This is a genomic window from Candidatus Enterovibrio escicola, from assembly GCF_002464935.1.
Taxonomy (GTDB): domain Bacteria; phylum Pseudomonadota; class Gammaproteobacteria; order Enterobacterales; family Vibrionaceae; genus Enterovibrio; species Enterovibrio escicola.
The window spans coordinates 189,532-208,494 of the sequence record NZ_NBYY01000009.1; the positions used below are offsets into that span (position 1 = coordinate 189,532).

The window sequence follows — 18,963 nt, forward strand, 5'->3', positions numbered from 1 at the left end:
TTAAAGAAAAAATAAGCCTTCTCTCCTCTCAGTTAGCGAAGTGATGATAATAGTGATATCTTTCCATTAATCTGGGTATCGAGACTTTAAAACCGATTACATCCACGTTTGTTTACCGCTATCTCACCAATGAATTTCCTGAATTAGTCATCTAAACGCGAATACTCATGCAAGGTATTTTGGTTCCTCTTTGCTATTACCTCACTCACCGTAAGGCAAGGCCGACAGGGATTGCCTTCGCTAATTCGTCTACACTACAAGTATATCACAACATACCATTCTAAGACTTCAGGTTTTTAAAGGTATCTCGATGCGAGGAAAAATAACGATGGGGTGGTTCTACGACTTCAAATGATACCTTATATCAATGATAAAAGTGGCATTATCTTAGTCAAAGTGACGACGGTTAACGTGTATGATAGAAAGCCTGTATCGGAAATGGTTGACGAGCTTTGACGTGTTTATACAGAGAGAAAGGTTATATATCTGGTTCATTGGAGCGGAAACTTGCAGACAAGGGAGTGACACTGATAACGGGTATGAAAAAACATGAAACCCAAAGTGATGAAACTTTGGAGCCGCCTGATGCTCCGGAATCGATTTATTATTGAAACCGTTTTTGACCAACTAAAAAACATATCCCAAATTAAGAATTCTCGGCACCGTAGTTGTATCAGCTTTATGGGCAACTTGATGGCGTGGTTCATCGCGTATTCATTTCAACTAAAGAAGCCGAGCATCAAGATGATTCAGCTTGATAAGCAAGCGCTTATGCAGACCTGAGGTTAATTACAAAGAGTAAGTTTAGGGCTGAGTAACTTTTTATAGCAAAACATCGCTGTTTCTGTTAATGAGCATTTGTCATAATCTCTGTCCTTTTTCTACTCCGCCAGTTTGCGATCCTTCAACACTTTTACAGCTTCATTTCTAGGATGCACTCCTACCAGTACTCCGCGTTACTTCCAGGTGGTATAGTGGGCGTTATTCCTTTGTTCTTCAGTATGTGGTGACATGCTCTTGTCCCATGGGCTCCATTAGTACTGACTTGTTGTATCTTTCGTCGTAATAGGTTAAGCAATATAGGTAAAACCTCATTGTCATCCACAGAAACTAAGCTAACTTCTGTAGAAATAACCTCATGAGTAGATACATCAACGGCAAGATGAAGTTTGCGCCAGATGCACTGCTTCTCCTTACCGTGTTTACGCTTTTTCCATTTACCTTCATAGTATATTTTTAGACCTGTAGCATCAATAACGACGTGGGCGACAGCTCCTCGACTCGGCAAACGGTACTTAACTTTTATGGTCTTCAAACGCTTACTAATGCAGGTGTATGTAGGGGATATCATCGGGACATTCATCAATATAAAAACCGAATTTAGAAAGATTTTTAATCCACGGAATGGGAACTTAAAGATAGCTTTCACCATCAGTGTCATTTCAATCTCGGTATCCTAAAATATAAACCCACAGCCACGATGACCGTGATGCTTTAGAGCATGCAATACCTTAATAATAGCGATGGCTATCCAGAAAGTCACTAAGCGACGGTTGACTCATGCTTGATTATATTGTTTCCAGTTGCCGATCTTATGCTTGGCCTTTCCCATCATCACCTCCCGCTTAATTCCATGATGATCTGATCGTAGGCATTGAGATTAGTTCAAATATTCAGAAAACAACGTCACCTGATATTCAATAAGGACTCGACAACCAACAGCGATGGAAAAAAGCCCTAACATAAGTTTAAAGGGGTAGACAACGCCTCTGCGAGCCCGCTGAAACGATGCGTTTTACGTCTAACAGCGATCTCCAAACTGGAGCAGGTGGCATAAATATCTAGCATTTCTATTGCTCGCGTTACCCCAGTATATACTAGTTCCCGTGTCATCACTGGTGTCGGCATTGGTGGTAAGACTAGGATAATGTGAGAAAACTCCGACCCTTGAGATTTATGGATAGTTATTGCATACGCTGTTTTATGCTCTGGTAAGCGACTTGGCAGGAAAGTTTTAAGTCTACCATTCGGCATTTCAAACACCACCCGCAAACTATCCTCCTGCTTAACAACGATACCAATATCACCATTATACAAACCGAGACCATGATCATTTTGAGTAACCATGACGGGTCGACCAAGATAAGATTTTTCTTTTCCAAGAATGATAAGCCTTTCTTTCACAAGTGCATTTTCGATTTCACGATTAAAACCCGCAACACCAAATTGACCTTCAGAAAGTGCACATAACAAGCGCACCGCGGAAAATTTATGGAGAACTGCTGACATCGTTTCTCCCATCGATAACGCGTTAAGGTACTCACGATATCCTTCAACTGCTTGATGAACCGCAGCTGTATACACATCACTATCCATCTCATGAAATGCAATGTCATCATAGCCTTGTGCAAAGATCTGTTGTAGACGACGTGAGTCTCCGGCATTGATCGCAAACGCCAATTGACCGACACCTGACTTGGTATGGAATCGATAACTTTTTTTTAGCAAACAAACACTGTCAGTTACAGGCTGGTTCGCGTTGAAGCATGCCAAAGAAAAGCCTGTTAAGGCTGAAAGTTGTTCCGCACATGTCGCACTATAAATATTTTTTGCATTTATACAAATATCACCCAGCACTGCCCCCGCTTCCACTGAAGCCAGCTGATCGCGATCTCCCAATAAAATAACCCGAGCATGATCAGGCAAGGCTGACAGCAATCTGGCCATTAAAGGCAAATCGACCATCGAAGCTTCGTCCACTACCAAGATATCTAAATGCAGCCTGTTACCTTCGTAGTGTCGGAATTTAACTCGGTTCATTATAACGCCCAATAGGCTGTGAATAGTTGATGCTTGTATAGGAATTTTCTCCCGAAGACTTTGAGATACCGGTAAATTCACCAACGCCTGACTTATAGATTTAGCCAAGCGATTAGCTGCTTTCCCCGTGGGGGCTACTAACTTAATTTCAAGGTCAGTCGGTTTATCACTGCTAAAAATCAGTGCTGCGAGCAACTTAGCAACCGTAGTGGTTTTTCCAGTTCCAGGTCCACCAGAAATTACAGAAAATCGATAGCACAAGGCCACAGCTGCCGCAACCTTCTGCCAATTCAACCGCATACTATCTGGTATCAACGCAAGGTATTCACTCATATTAACATTAATTTTCAACAAGGCTACGAGAGCCCCAAAATCAACCTGTTCTGGTGAGGTTATATCAAGGTAATCTACCAGCTTTTGCTGCCGATCAACGTGGCTAAGATTCACATCACTTTCCCAATCAGCATAGTGTATTTTTAGATCTGCAATATCTGGTGCAAACAAATCATCCAGTATTGATTTAGGATCGCACGCTACTTTGATAAGTACAGCACGCTTTTTAATTTCATTGGCAACACAACGTTCAGCACACCAATAGCGGTGTAAATAGAGTCGTGTACCATCAAGCACTAGAGGTGAAGCTGTATCACCATTCCCAACAACTGAAACCCGTAAGAACATATCTATAGCATTTTGAGGCTTAAGTAATTCTACCACACGAGCAGAATCAGAGGCAGGTAGATCAAACAATCTAGCCACATCTAGAGACGATAAATCGATACAGACGTTCCCTTTACCCAGTTCATAACTCACCAATGCTGCCCATCCCACCATGGCTATATCTAAGTCACCCAATTGTTGTCCAATAAAAAGGGCGAACTGACGGTCAATAGCACGAATAGTTCGACGATGATAGAGGAACTGAAGCAATTCACGACTCGTCAGCATTACTTACTCCATTATTAAATAACGTATCTAACCCATCAATCAGAGCTTTCGAAGGTTTAATATAGAAAATACCGTGTTGCATATCCGCTTCAATTCCACGGATAAAAAGGTAATACACGCCACCAAAATGTTTCGTAATATCGTAATCTACAAGTCGCTGACTTAGAAATCGGTGTAGAGCTAGTGAATAAATTTGGTATTGGAAATCATAGCGATGCTCTACCATGGCAGAAGCGAGTGCGTCTTTAGTATAATCAGCAGATGAATCACCTAAGTAGTTCGATTTCCAATCCACCACATAATAGCGACCTTTCCAGCAGAAGACTAAGTCAATAAAGCCTTTTAGCATTCCACTGACGGTATCAAATTTAAGATCCCCCGCCTTCGCGGAAAGGGTGTCATAGCGTTTAATATGGCGATTAACACGATTACACTGAAGACTATCCAATGGCATGATAAATTCCATTTCCGTCAGTCGTGCCACATCATCGATTTTGGACAGTGTTAACCCGTCATTCAGAGGATGTGACACCACATCAGTCAGCAGTTTTTGTAGCACAGGAGTCCACGCCTCATCGTAGTTTTCCAGCGAAAGCGCATGGCGAATCATGTTTTCCACGTCTTCGTGGTACATATCTTGCCAGAATGAAACATGTTCAAACAAGGTATGCAGAAAGGTGCCATGTCTCTTACCACAGGGAAACTGAAAGATGGATGCGCAAGTCTCAAGGGTCTTATCAGATTCTAAAAGTAGTTCTTCTTTTGCATATACATCAAACTTTGTAAGTTCAGACAACGACGAGGGATACCCTTGATTTACCAGTCTCGAGTAGCTGGTTAGTTTCCAGTGATTACGAATAGAACCTTTAAAAATGCGAGCGGACAACAAATTAGTATAACCATCTATAAATGGCAATTTTCCCATTTCATTACAGGGGGGAGGCGTAACCCTCATATGTACTTGTCCTTCTAATAGCGAGGAAACCGCAGTATGCAGTCCTTCCACATCTGCAGGTATCCCTCGTTGTATTAGATATCCCATAGCTGATTTGTGCAACCCAGTATCCCCATAAGACCTACGACCATTTTTCAGTGGAGCAAGACCTATGAAACAACCGTATATTGCACGAGTGAGCGCGACATAAATCAGGCGAAGATCTTCGGCTAAACGCTCTCTATCTGACATCTCAATAGCAAATTCTGAGTTCGTCAACTCCAAGACCGGGGTACTGTCATTTTTATGAAAAAATGGACGATCAGACGGACGAAAGTTGCAAGAAAATGGCAGATAAACTAGACCGTATTCCAGCCCTTTTGACTTGTGAATGGTGACGATTCTTACTAAATCACGTTCAGACTCCAACCGTACTTGTTGTTCTTCGCAGTTACCATTGGGACTGTCGATATGATCTACTAACCAGCGAAGAAGCGCATGATGGCTATCTAGAGTCTGGCTTTCTTGTTGTAGTAATTCACCCAAATGAAGTAAATCCGTAAGTAATCGGTCGCCATTTTCCTCACATAATAAGCGTTCGGCAATCATACGGTGCTGTATCACTTTCCTCAGCATAGGCAGAACACCCCGATTAAACCATATCGTTTGATAGGTAGAAAATTCAATCACCACACGTTCCCACATTTCCTCATCATGGTTCAATGTGTCGATATCTTTCGCAGTGAGAGCAAACAATCTACTGGCAAGTGCAGTACGTAATGCACGATCATTATCAGGGGTCAATACCGCAGTTAACAAACGTTGAAGGTCTAGGGCTAACGGGCTGACAAAGACACTGTCTCGGTTCGACAAATACACCGACAAAATATCTTGCCGTGCCAACGCCTGCTTAACTTTGACCGCTTCACTTCTCGTTCGTACCAGCACCGTAATATTATTGGCCTTCACTTTAATATTCCGTTTTCCGTTGTAAAAATAAGCACGCTTTTCTATTGCTGCACCAAGTATTTGATGAATACTACTGGCTGTGGCAGAAGCCATTTTTTCTTCATAGTCATTTTTTGTTTGTAGGTCGGTGCCTTCCTCCAACCAAAACGTCATTGCCACCTGAGTTTCACCGTTCAAACTCCAATAGCGACAGTTTGAGTTAGGCGAATGTTCAACTGCTAGGAACGGGATATCCTCTTCATAGATAAACGGAGCATAAGCATGTTTAAAGACATGGTTTACTGCCGCAACCATGTCTGCCGTCGAACGCCAGTTAGTAGAAAGATTATAATGGTTTTCTACCTGACGACGCGCATGAATATAAGTAAAAATATCAGCACCACGGAACGCGTAAATAGCCTGTTTTGGATCACCTATCATAAACAAACCACAATGTGGTGAATTTGCATATATATCACTAAAAATTTGATATTGCTGTGGATCAGTATCTTGGAATTCATCGATCATCGCAACGGGGTATAAGGTACGAATACAAGTGGCAAGTAGTTTCCCATTGTCTTTCCGAAGAGATTCAGCCAGTTGCGATAATAATTCATCAAACGAAAGCCTACCAGATCGACGTTTTTCCTGTGCAAGAAGGTAGCGTACTTCTCGGATAGCGTGAGCAGTTAACATATCTTTCAATGTAAACGGTTTTGCAAGTAATCTATCAATTGCTTCAAACACAGGATGTTGAGGGGCTTCGCCTTTCTTAGTTTTCTCAGACAATGTATTCGCTGAAAATCGATTAAACTTGGTAGGAAGACAGTAATGAGACGTCGGTTGATTGGCCCACTTGCTTATTTCAGCTAACCAATTTGGCAATGTACGTTTATTATAAATGCGCTTATCCACACCAGAACTGTAAATTAACAATTCCAAATTGTTTACAGCTTCGAGCCATTTTATTTTTACGTCATCGATACGTTGAAGATTTCTTTTGTGCAAAGCAGCCAAATCATCAGGCATAAGTGGAGCACTTATAGTCACCAACGGCCCCGAGAGGTACATACTAATTTCTTTCAACAATGCAGAGGGTCCATTCCAATAACCACTAACCACACCAACAAGTGATCTCGCAAGTGGATAAAATTGTTGCCGCCAAAAGTCTGCGACCGCACGCTCATGCAGGGCTGTTTCGTCGGTTAAAAACTCGGTGGTAAACAAACTGCCTGATTCAAACGCATTTTGAGCCAACATGCGCCGGCAAAACCCATGAATAGTGTAGATGGCAGATTCATCCATTTGTCGCTCTGCTTGAAGCAACAATCGTTCTCCATCAGAGTGATTTGCCATTGCATCAAGCAATGGCTGTATCGCAGGATTACCACTTTTTCCCCTACTAAATGCCAAACGCGCATCATGTATCCGTTCACGAATTCTATTTTTTAACTCTTGTGTCGCCGCCTCAGTAAAAGTTACCACTAATATCTTGTCGACGGTAAGCGGGATTTGATGTGCCGTTTCTTTCGAGCCATGTCCAAGTAGTAAACGGAGATAAAGCCCAGCAATCGTAAAGGTTTTTCCCGTACCTGCAGAAGCTTCAATTAATCGCTGACCATGAAGCGGAAAAGACAGGGTATGGAGAGTTTGGTTTTGCATGAGTAACCGACTCGATATTGAAATATGCCTGTTATTTTATCAGTGCATCGACAATTTGTAATGTAAATAGACCTACTAATGCTATTTACAGATTAAGAGATACATAAGCTGATAAACCTCAGATCTGCATAAACACTTGCTTATCAAGCCGAGTCATCTTGATGCTCGGTTTCTTTGGTTGAAGTGAATACGCGATAAACCCATATATTAAATTGACCAAAAGCTGATAAAATCACAGTGCCGAAAATGCTCGATTTGGGATATGTTTTTTCATACCCGTTATCAGTGTCACTCCCTTGTCTGCGAGTTCCTGCTCCAATGGATCAGAGATATAACCTTTGTCTCCGTATAAACACCCTTACAGTTCGTCAGTCATTTCCGGTAAAGGCTTCCTATCATCCACGTTATCCGTCGTCACTTTGACTTAGATAATGCCACCTTGGTCATTAATAATAAGGTATAATTTAAAGCCGTCTAACCACCCCATCATTTCTTTTCCTCGTTTCTAAGCACTTTTAAAAACCTAATGTCTAAAAATGCGTAGGTTGTAATAAACTTGTAGCTTAGACGAATAAACGAAGGCAATCTCTAACGGTGAGTAAGTTAAGAACAAAGCGGAACCAGAACAGCCTGTATGAGCTTGAGCATTTGCATGTAGCTGACTAATTCAGGATATTCGTTGGTGATTAAAAAGAAAACAAAGTGGATGTAATAGGTTTTAAAGTCTTAATACCCAAATTGATGGAAGGTGATCCCTATCGTCATCACTTCGCTAACTGAGAGGCAAAAAGGCTTGTTTCTTTGTTTAACACCGGAAGAAATTAGGTGTTTTTCTCGTGCAGAGAGGAAAATCTAGTAGAAGTCGTTGATATTGACGAAAACAGCGTCTAGAAAACAGCGTCTAAGTTATTCATGCCAAGTACCTATTCGGTCAATAGTTCTTGTTAAACGATCAGATTGTGACTGGGGCATTCAGTTCATTTCTTATGCACAGTTCAGGTTTACTAAAGAACTGCAGCAAATAACATTTAGACATCTCGCTTTGTTTTCATAATTCAGATTGACAATTTTCGTTAGACTGTTTTCTCTTCTCCCAGAAGCACAGGTAACAAAACCTGAGTACTAATATTGAACATTTCATCCAATAAGGTATTTGATGCTTCAGGCCAAACACGAGCAACGTATGGATTTTCCCTTTCCCCTATTTGTAGAAATTTCCCTTCATATACGCTGCGCATTTTTTGCCTCACCTTATCGCGTGCAGCTTCATCCGAAGCCCAGTGACCTTTTTTATCGATACATGCCTGTAAGCCCACCATTGCTGTATTCGGTAGATAAGGGTAAGGACGCTCAATACCCTCGAAATAACCTTCCAAATAGCATGCCAAGCCACGAAGTGCCTCTTCAGGAGATATTGGAGCAAAAATTATATCATAATCGACGCCAAAGAATCTGGTTTCAAGTCCCTCGCCAGAGGTACACTGGCAAAGATGGTCAATCCATGTAGCTAGTCTGTCGCTAACTCTAACCTTTCCGCTGCGATACAATATACGGCCAGAATGATATCTCTCATCCAGCCAGCCCTGTAATTTAACTGTACCACGGGTGGTTGGCACTTGAATATTAACCTCTAAGGCATCTCGACGATCGTTAAATAGTGGCTTCAGCACGCCATATTGTGCCAGTGTAGATTCTTGTTCACTTTCCAGTATCAACTCACCAAAAGAGCTTAACGGCAGTGTTCCTGATGCTTTTTGATGTTGTGCAAAAGTAGTCAGTGACTCCTTGTCACTACCTTTTTCAATCAAATGGGAAAGCAAGGCGTCATGTAATTGATATCGATGCAGGTTATCCAATGTAAAAGGCTCAGTATCTTCCATTTCCCCATCCAGTGTTTCAAAAAATACTTTTAACCGCCGATTAAAAAAATATTGCACTGGTAAGTGCCAAAAGCGCTGTAGTTCAGTAAGTTCAAGAACATCTGAATTAAAATCGCTATCAACATCTAAGACATCATCACTAAAGAAAGGCGAAGCTTGTTCACCTTCCCCCTTGGCGGCAGCTAACCACTCATTAGCATAGCTTGCACGTGAACCGATAAACGCATCGCGGCTAAATGGCACTAAAGGATTATAGTGTACCAAATGTGCCAACAGGTATTTGCTAGATTCTATTTCTGCCAAAGGCTGATCACCCTCGACACAGTAACCATGACGACAATAATCCAACAATTCGGTCACCAAGATTGATGGAACTTTCTCCGAATTATCTTGCACAGATCGACCCACATAACTGATGTAAAAATACTGTTTTGCAGATTGTAGTGCTTCAAGGAACATATATCGGTCATCGTCACGACGTGTACAATCACCCACTCGCGAACGGCCCGACATTAAATCAAAACCAACTGGGGCAATAATGCGGGGATAATCACTATCGTTCATCCCCAGCAAACACACCACACTAAATGGGATAGAACGCATAGGTATCAGTGTACAAAAGTTAACCTGTCCGGCGAGAAAGCTCTGACTGATCGGTACCAAGACTAGTTTTTCTTTCAGGTAAGCACGCACAATAGCGAGCGAAATCGAACCGCTAAAGCATGCATTTTTAAGTTCTGTTAACCAGTTATCCAACTGATCACGGATATGCCGACCAACAAGTTTTTCATTATTATCAAGTGTGAACATATCGTCAAAGAGTGACGTCAATATTCGTACCCATTCCTCACCAGTTTTCTCCTGAATTAACAGTAATTGCACAGTGAGCAGAACATGAAAAAATTCACCCAGCTTACCCGCCACATCAGCTTCGAGTCCTTGCACTTCGTCATATGCTAGCACACCGTTAAACAATCCAGTTGCACTCTGCATGGCATAGCCCAATAACATTCGGTTTAATCCAAAAATCCAAGTGTTTTGATATTGCTTAGGGAGCGAGAAATGTGATGCTGTGGTATCATTTAAACCCCAACGAATACCTGCTTCTTTTACCCAAAACTTCACTTTCTCGAACTGTTTATTATCAAAAGAAAAACGACGCAATACTGCAGGAAGTTCTAGGATTCCAAGCAACTCAGAAGCACTACAACGGCTATCTGGTAAATGAAGTAAATCTATAAATGTGCTTAAAATCCTACTTTCCTGATTGGTGGAGTGATCAAAAATAGAAAATGGAATAAAGCGCTCATCAGGTGCATTGCCAAATACAGCTTGGATCATAGGACTGTATGCGGTAATGTCTACTACCATCACCACGATATCTCGCGGTGTAAGCATTTGATCACTTTCAAACATTTCCAGTAATCGATCATGCAGAACTTCAACTTCTCGCATAGGACTATAGCAAGCCTCTATCAATAGCGAACGATCATCGATTGATATCCCTATTTTGCTCTCACTGTGAGTAATTTCATGTAAGTTCCCAGGTTCGAGGAGATCCAAAATATCTGCCTGTATATGATGAAGTAGAGAGTCTCGTGACACACTTATAAATCCCTGATCTACTTCATGACAGGAAAGTTCAGATATCATCAACAGAGTGTCATATCCTAATTTACCCATCGATGCAAGAAGGCTGTTTCCTACTTCAACATTGTTGACTTCAGTCGTCAACATAACGGAAAACTGAGACCGTTCTTTTGATGCCGTCCTACGGCTTATACGTTCTTTCTGCACCGTCTCATGATGTGCCAGATAACGTTTATCTCTAATATCTCCCCAATAGTAACGACAGGGGTTGGTAAACATGTAATGCACATCGATGTGTTCACCCAATAAATTAAGCGTCTCTAAGTAACGCGGAGGAAGTGCAGAGACTCCAAATATGAACACACGTTCAATACCAGATAGCCATCCGAGCTTTTTGGATTGAGGTTTCAGAGCATCAATGAATCTTTCATATAAATTCGCACTGTGAAAAGGTGATTGCCCCTGCTCTAAAGTGTAATCATAAAGTGCACGCCATAACTGGGGTTGCCAACGTTTTTCACCTTCAAGCTCAGGCACCATGTCTTCACTCTCCCACGCTTTTATCCATTCAGGACGATACACCAAATATTGGTCGTAGAGCTCGGAAATCTTGCACGCAAGATGATAGGTTTTTTCTTTATTCTCATCTCCATCTTCAAGATAGCGTTTAAGTTCTAAAAAATCTGGGTTATTAAGCTGTTCCGGTAACACCTTCATCAGCTTCCACGTCATAACTTCTTTATTAAATAAACTGCGTTGTGGTACATCAGATAGGATCTTAGTAAACATCTTCCAAATGAAACTTGCTGGCAAAGGAAATTCAACATTAGCAACAATTCCTTTTTCTTTCGCCATTTCAAACTTGAGCCACTGCGCCATGCCAAGACTTTGAACCAAAATCAGTTCTTTCTGTAATGGGTTGCTCAGTGGCTTTTCATGAATGACGGCAAGTAACAGGTTTTTTAGCAGATCTAACTGATTCGAATGATAAACAGTAAACACAGATCAACTCTCAAGATCGATGATGGAGAGATAATGGCTGAATGGTTTCAATAGTACAATGTGATACAATGATAAAATATAAACTTTGGTAGTTTCATGAAACAAATAGACTCACGAGATGTCGGTTTTTTAATCATCACACAGCGACCGTGGAAAATTTCTACTGTAGAGAAATAAGTCAGCGATATTGTATCAATATATATCCAACAACTAAAGTTGCAACAATCAGTTACAAAAATAAAATAATTGGAAGTTGATGGCAATATTCAATATCCATATTAATGGACTACATCCAATCCACTGTTTTATAGGGAACGGTTGAACTAGTTTCCATAAGTGAATGTAAATGCGGCGTAGATCGGTAAAAATGACAATTTTTTCAGGCGTAAAAATGATCCAATCACTGCTGTAATAAGAAACACAAGACCAAGCAATACAGCGATGATAAATGACGAAGGCAACTGACTGTTAAATAGCCAATCAGAAAGAGGTTTGAAAGAGTCATAGTAGGTCTAACACCCTGAAGTATTTTTCTACAAAACTTGAGTTTAAATCTGAAAAGCTACACTTTCTAATCAAGTTGATAATGCCATTCATTTTAAAGAAATCGAATGATGCTTAAATTATATACATAATTTTGTCCCTTTCTTTATAAATGGTATCAGAAGTCCATTAACATTCTTATTTAGCTCTCGTTTCCATGAAGAATAATGGTAGGCAAAGTAAATCTTAACATCCAAAGCTTTTGCTATCATCTCATCATGAATAAACTCTCATCTATTAATTTCCGGAATCGCATAAACGTGATTTTTGCATGGCATAAATTCTTTATGCAACTGATAATTCTATTCAAACGATTTAATCGCGACTTGAATATTTAGTTTATTTCTTATACGCAGCTCAGATATTATTAGGTAACAAAAGACACATTGCTTATAATAGGTTTTAAAATCACGAAACCTAGATTGATGAAAAGAGACTACAATCATCATGACTTCACTGATTGAAGGGCGAAGAGGTTGTCTCTTTGTTTTAGCACCGAAAATCAGGTATTTTTTCTAGGAAAAAAGGAAATCCTGACACAAATTGGCAAAAACAGCGTTTGAATTATTCATGCTAACATCTTTATGCAACTGATAATTTTACTTAAGCGATCAGATGACGACTTGGTAATTTATACCAAAATAACTTGTTATTGATCAATATCAGAAGTCGTAGATACGTTCGGTTTGAGATAAATCCTCATAGGAGAGATCAGTTTATTTCACAAGGATCTAACAATAAAATTATCGCAATAACACCCTCCTATAGGTTAAGTTTACTGACGCAACACTTAATCTTATCCATTTTTGATGGAACTCAACACCTACAAAGGGATAAATTAATCCTGACATACAGGATAGATAGGTCTCTAATAACCTTTCCAAGGTCATCAAACTAATTGAGGCTAAATTAAACATTCTACTCTAATAAGTAGACAATAAACAAACTATAGGAAAATTAACCATGCCCGTAATAATCAAATACGCGGTGGATCGCAATGGAGAAAAGAAAATAACTTTTACCTCTAGAACTGAAGCAGATTCCTATGACAAAATGCTCGAAATGGATAATGGACTGTTTAAATTATTGGGTAAAAGCAATGTAGTTACTAATGCAGATCTCAACGTTAAGGACTTACAATGTTCTTGGTTCAAAACTAAGAAGATATACTTTGTTCGTTGGATACTAAGTGTAAACCCACAACAAAACCGACAAAAAAGAAAGCGAAGAACATTAAAAATGATGATGTTCAAGCTGCCTAAAATATCAAAATTTTTCTTCATTCAATCTTCGACCTTACCACCTTCACTTATATACACTAGTATCTGCTGTCGATAAACCTAGAAATATAGACGAGGAGAGTTCCCGAGCATGGAAAGTTATGCACTAGCATTTGGTATCGCCACTAAAAACAAAGCCGGAAAAATTATTGAAGCTTTTTTCCCAACCCCTGTACTCCATCCATCAGATGAACTGTATTTCAGTTTAGCTAATATAGTAGCTTACAAAGAAGGCAACAATGTTTGTGAGGTACAAACAACACAATGTGAAGAAATTTCCTCTGTATTTTTCTCAGCTAATGAAAAAGAATCCGCTGCATTTACAATAAAAGCCGCCACGTCAAACCAACCATTGATCTTAATTTTCCTCTCGGCAGACGAAAAACCTACAAGTATTGCTGAAAGCTTCCTGAAGCTTCAGTTGATTTCCCACCGCATTGTTAAACCACACAGCATTATTTTAGATGGTATGTTCAGTCTTATGCATAACATTGCATGGACTAGCCAAGGCGCTATCGATCTACCTGAACTTGCTGAACGTCAAATGAAAGCACGATTAAATGGCAAAACGCTAACTGTACATTGTGTCGATAAATTTCCAAGGATGCTGGACTATGTTGTTCCATCAGGTATTCGTGTTGCTGATGCTTCACGAATTCGTTTGGGGGCATATGTAGGTGAAGGTACTACAGTGATGCATGAAGGGTTCATAAACTTTAATGCAGGCACTGTAGGTGTAAGCATGGTTGAGGGTCGTATTTCTGCAGGTGTGATGGTAGGAAAGGGTAGCGATATCGGTGGCGGGGCATCCATAATGGGTACACTAAGTGGAGGTGGTCAGCTCATCATCTCTATCGGAGAGAACAGTCTATTGGGTGCAAATTCTGGCCTTGGTTTCCCGTTGGGTGACCGTTGCACTATCGAATCAGGTCTTTATGTTACTGCGGGTACAAAAGTCACAATACTTGACCCAAGCGGAAACGAAGTAGCGATCGTAAAGGCACGAGATTTGGCGGGTAAGTCAGATCTATTATTTCGACGCAATTCAGTATCAGGAAAAATAGAATGTAAAGATAACAAATCAGCGATTAAATTAAATCCAGATCTTCACGCCAACAACTAAATATTCGGTAAAATATAATCTTTGATATCTGGCTCTTACCTTAGTTTGTCAGATCATCAAAGAACTTTTTGACACCATCAAAGAAGCCCTCTGACTTAGGCTTGTGCTTTTTAGCTCCACTGCCACCTAGGGTTTCTTCGAACTCTTTTAATAGCTCTTTTTGCTTACCGATAAGATTTACTGGTGTTTCAACAACCAGCTTACAGATCAAATCACCGATGCCACCACCACGTACTGATTTAACACCTTTACCACGCACTCGGAACATGCGACCGGTTTGTGTTTCAATCGGTACTTTCAGGCTTACACGACCATCCAGTGTTGGAACTTGAACTTCACCACCAAGCGCAGCCATAGTAAAACTGACTGGAACTTCACAATAAAGATTATTACCATCACGTGTAAAAATTTGATGTTCACACACGTGAACTTGAACATACAGATCCCCTGCGGGTAAGCCGTATTCTCCAGCTTCACCTTCACTCGTCAGACGGATACGATCACCCGTATCAACACCTGCTGGAATTTTAACACTAAGTGTTTTATTTTTTTGGACACGCCCTTGGCCATGACAGGAACTACAAGGGTCTTTAAGAATTTTGCCACGACCATGACATGTTGGACACGTTTGTTGTACTGCAAAAAAACCTTGTCGCATTTGCACTTGGCCTTGGCCGTGACAGGTTCCACACATTTGAGGTGAAGTTCCCTGCTTAGCACCGTTGCCTCCACAAGGCTCGCAGCTTACATACGTTGGAACATCAATTTCTCGGGTAACACCACGCACTGCGTCTTCCAAAGATAGTTCTATGTTGTAACGCAGATCCGAACCGCGACGGCTCCCCCCAAAAATATCACCAAATACATCACCAAAGATATCGCTAAAGTCTGCACTACCGCCACCCATGGTACCTTGTTCAAATGCAGCATGTCCATGTTGATCATACGCAGTGCGCTTTTTGTCATCAGTGAGGATTTCGTACGCAAGCTTTACTTCTTTAAATTTGTCGGATGCCGTTTCATCACCAGCATTCCGATCAGGGTGGAACTTCATGGCTAGACGTTTATACGCTTTTTTGATATCGCGCTCACTGGCACTACGGTCTACGCCAAGCACTTGATAAAAGTCACGTTTTGACATTTTTTAGTCGTCACCTGTTTTATACTAAGCGAACCTTAACCCGCTTCGTATCATACAACCACGGGCAGAGAAGTATCCTCCTACGCCCGTGTGGAATAGAACTGCTGTACCCATTTATTTTACTTGGAATCTTGAAACTACAGCTTTATTATTCCCAATCACATAGTTTAACTATGTCCCGTAATTCACTTACTTCTAGCTTTGCTACAACTGCAATTAATTTTAATTTAGATAAATTCGCTAACTTTATCTTTTATCGTCTTTAACTTCCTCAAACTCTGCATCGACGACATCATCTTCTTGCTTCGCTTTTACGGGAGAATCTTGCGACTGTGTTGCTTGTGCCTGCTGTTGTGCAATTTCCATTAACTTCTGAGAAACTGCGACCAGTGCTTGCACTTTTTCATCAATTACTGTTTTATCTTCACTTTTACGTGAATCTTCCAAATCAACGATTGCCGCTTCGATCTTCTCCTTGTCATCAGCGGGAAGAGCATCACCTACTTCTCCAACTTGCTTACGAGTACTATGTACCATTTGATCAGCTTGGTTGCGAGACGCCACTAGATCTTCAAATTTTTTGTCAGTTTCCTTATTAGCTTCCGCTTCTTGAACCATGCGTTCGATTTCTTCGTTGCCCAAACCACCAGATGCCTGAATCGTGATCTTTGTTTCTTTACCTGTAGTTTTATCTTTAGCTGACACATGGAGAATACCATCAGCATCAAGGTCGAAGACTACGTCAATTTGCGGCATACCACGGGGGGCAGCTTGGATACCCTCCAAGTTAAACTGGCCAAGAGATTTGTTATAGATAGCTTGTTTACGTTCACCTTGAAGTACGTGAATAGTCACTGCACTTTGGTTATCCTCAGCTGTTGAAAATACCTGATTTGCTTTAGTTGGGATTGTGGTGTTCTTCTCGATTAGCTTAGTCATCACACCTCCCATGGTTTCAATACCCAAGGACAGTGGGGTAACATCAAGCAGCAGAACATCTTTCACTTCACCGGACAGGACGCCCGCTTGCACCGCTGCACCAACTGCAACTGCTTCATCAGGATTCACATCTTTACGCGCTTCTTTACCGAAGAACTCAGCCACTTTAGCCTGAACCAAAGGCATACGTGTTTGACCACCAACCAAAATAACATCATTGATGTCACTAACTGATAAATCTGCATCTGCTAGAGCAACTTTCAATGGATCCAGTGTACGTTTAACAAGATCCTCAACCAAGGACTCGAGCTTGGCTCGCGTTACTTTCACGTTCATGTGCTTAGGACCAGATGCATTTGCAGTGATGTACGGTAGGTTCACGTCGGTTTGAGTTGTTGAAGACAGTTCAATTTTTGCTTTTTCTGCAGCTTCTTTTAGACGCTGCATCGCTAGTGGATCTTTTCGCAGATCAATTCCTTGATCTTTCTTAAATTCATCAACTAAATAATTAATCATGCGGTTATCAAAATCTTCACCACCCAAATGGGTATCACCGTTCGTCGCCAATACTTCAAAGGTTTTTTCATTTTCTACTTCATCGATTTCGATGATTGAGATGTCGAATGTACCACCACCCAAATCGTATACTGCGACAGTTCGATCTCCACCTTCCTTATCCAAACCATAAGCCAGTGCTGCTGCAGTTGGTTCGTTGATGATACGCTTAACCTCAAGACCTGCGATACGTCCTGCATCTTTGGTGGCTTGTCGCTGTGCATCATTGAAGTATGCAGGAACCGTAATTACGGCAGCAGTGACTTCTTCACCCAAGAAATCTTCTGCTGTTTTCTTCATTTTTTTCAGAACTTCGGCAGAAATTTGAGGTGCGGCCATCTTTTCGCCTTTCGCCTCTACCCAAGCATCTCCATTATCAGCTTTAACGATTTTGAACGGCATTATCTGAATATCACGCTGTACTTCTTCGTCTTCAAAACGACGCCCAATCAATCGTTTGATTGCATACAACGTACTTTCTGGATTAGTTACAGCTTGACGTTTTGCTGGTTGACCCACCAATGTTTCACCATCCTGAGTATATGCAATGATCGACGGTGTTGTACGATCACCTTCAGCGTTCTCGATAACACGTGGTTTGCCACCGTCAAGCACAGCGACACAAGAGTTGGTAGTGCCCAAGTCGATCCCAATGATCTTACCCATTTGGTTTTCTCCGAAATTCGTCTTATATGTTACGTTGATATCTAATATGGGGTGTCGGTATTCATGGTTCAACCCTAACAAAGAAAATTTTTTATTTCTTTTCTGTATCTGATGACAGTTAAAATAAGGGTATATTTTTTTATTTTAGCATCTCAAGGATAAAAATCTGCAACCTAGGAACTAGATAGTTTCTTATTCTTGCAATAGATTTATATTTTTTCGTCAACGTTAGCCTCAGCAGCTTTAGATACCATAACCATCGCTGGACGTACGACACGTCCGTTTAATGCATAGCCTTTTTGCATCACAAAAATGACCGTATTTGGCGCATGGTCAACACTTTCCTGAATCGACATCGCTTGATGCAATTCTGGATTGAAAGGTTCTCCTTCTGGATTTAGCTCTATCAGTCCAAATCTCTCCACCGTGATTTTCATTGTTTTCAGTGTAAGTTCCACGCCTTCCAACATAGGCTGAAGCTCTTCGTTCTCCCCGTCTGCCATCTCAAGAGCACGTTCCATGTTATCAATCACTGGCAACAACTCATTGGCAAAGCGTTCAAGCGCGAACTTACGTGCCTTATCAATTTCTAACTCAGTTCTACGACGAATGTTTTCTATATCCGCACGGGCACGTAATAGAGTATCTTGCTGTTCTTTAACCTTTTCTTCACTGATTTCAAGCGCCACTTCAAGCTCGCTGATCCGAGTAATCATTGTAGATATTTCGGCATCAGGTTCATTTTCTACTTTCACATGCACTGTTTTATCATGAGATGCTTCTTGGATCTTATTTTCTTCTTTATTCATAACTCATGCTCTCTCCGACACGATATTCTGTGTTAACGCCCCAATCTTAAAGATATGGGAAAATTAATTTCAATAATTTCTCTTATTATGGGGATGTATAGTTGTGTTTCAAGGTGGCATACT

General features: G+C 40.8%; 9 protein-coding genes and 3 pseudogenes. 3 read left to right on the forward strand and 9 right to left on the reverse strand.

From position 1 onward, the window contains the following. Positions 1 to 4: 4 nt before the first annotated feature. Positions 5 to 783, forward strand: a pseudogene (locus tag BTN49_RS21745) (IS982 family transposase); the annotation flags it as partial. Between the two features lie 11 nt (positions 784 to 794). On the opposite strand, the pseudogene BTN49_RS17125 reads toward BTN49_RS21745, so the two are convergent. The 6 genes and pseudogenes from BTN49_RS17125 to BTN49_RS13745 all read right to left on the reverse strand — a co-directional run. Next, positions 795 to 1,612, reverse strand: a pseudogene (locus tag BTN49_RS17125) (IS5 family transposase); the annotation flags it as partial. A gap of 125 nt (positions 1,613 to 1,737) precedes the next feature. Next, positions 1,738 to 3,768: an exodeoxyribonuclease V subunit alpha gene (gene recD / locus BTN49_RS02520; RefSeq protein ID WP_097355876.1), complete on the reverse strand. Its 2,031-nt coding sequence runs from the start codon at positions 3,766 to 3,768 to the stop codon at positions 1,738 to 1,740. After that, on the reverse strand, positions 3,752 to 7,312 hold the full coding sequence (gene recB, locus BTN49_RS02525) for an exodeoxyribonuclease V subunit beta (protein WP_097355877.1): 3,561 nt from the start codon (positions 7,310 to 7,312) through the stop codon (positions 3,752 to 3,754). The genes recD and recB overlap by 17 nt, the downstream gene beginning before the upstream one ends. 232 nt (positions 7,313 to 7,544) lie before the next feature. Further along, a pseudogene (locus BTN49_RS20075) lies at positions 7,545 to 7,802 on the reverse strand (transposase). Between the two features lie 583 nt (positions 7,803 to 8,385). Then, entirely contained in the window at positions 8,386 to 11,784 is a 3,399-nt protein-coding gene (gene recC, locus BTN49_RS02535) for an exodeoxyribonuclease V subunit gamma (RefSeq protein ID WP_097355878.1), read from the reverse strand. An 845-nt stretch (positions 11,785 to 12,629) separates the two neighbouring features. Next, positions 12,630 to 12,776: a hypothetical protein gene (locus BTN49_RS13745; protein ID WP_158523575.1), complete on the reverse strand. Its 147-nt coding sequence runs from the start codon at positions 12,774 to 12,776 to the stop codon at positions 12,630 to 12,632. A gap of 514 nt (positions 12,777 to 13,290) precedes the next feature. Here BTN49_RS13745 and BTN49_RS02540 point away from each other — a divergent pair. Both BTN49_RS02540 and dapD read left to right on the forward strand, forming a co-directional pair. Continuing rightward, complete coding sequence (locus tag BTN49_RS02540) at positions 13,291 to 13,665, forward strand: YebG family protein (RefSeq protein WP_223823645.1); 375 nt, start codon at positions 13,291 to 13,293, stop codon at positions 13,663 to 13,665. A 33-nt stretch (positions 13,666 to 13,698) separates the two neighbouring features. Beyond that, positions 13,699 to 14,730, forward strand: a complete 1,032-nt coding sequence (gene dapD / locus BTN49_RS02545) for a 2,3,4,5-tetrahydropyridine-2,6-dicarboxylate N-succinyltransferase (protein WP_097355879.1) — start codon at positions 13,699 to 13,701, stop codon at positions 14,728 to 14,730. Between the two features lie 40 nt (positions 14,731 to 14,770). On the opposite strand, the gene dnaJ is transcribed toward dapD, so the two are convergent. The 3 genes from dnaJ to grpE all read right to left on the reverse strand — a co-directional run bounded on the left by dnaJ (position 14,771) and on the right by grpE (position 18,840). Further along, entirely contained in the window at positions 14,771 to 15,871 is a 1,101-nt protein-coding gene (gene dnaJ, locus BTN49_RS02550; protein ID WP_097355880.1) for a molecular chaperone DnaJ, read from the reverse strand. A 246-nt stretch (positions 15,872 to 16,117) separates the two neighbouring features. After that, entirely contained in the window at positions 16,118 to 18,031 is a 1,914-nt protein-coding gene (gene dnaK, locus BTN49_RS02555; protein WP_097355881.1) for a molecular chaperone DnaK, read from the reverse strand. A 209-nt stretch (positions 18,032 to 18,240) separates the two neighbouring features. Next, a complete protein-coding gene (gene grpE / locus BTN49_RS02560) occupies positions 18,241 to 18,840 on the reverse strand; it encodes a nucleotide exchange factor GrpE (RefSeq protein WP_097355882.1) in 600 nt (199 codons plus the stop codon). Between the last annotated feature and the right edge of the window lie 123 nt (positions 18,841 to 18,963).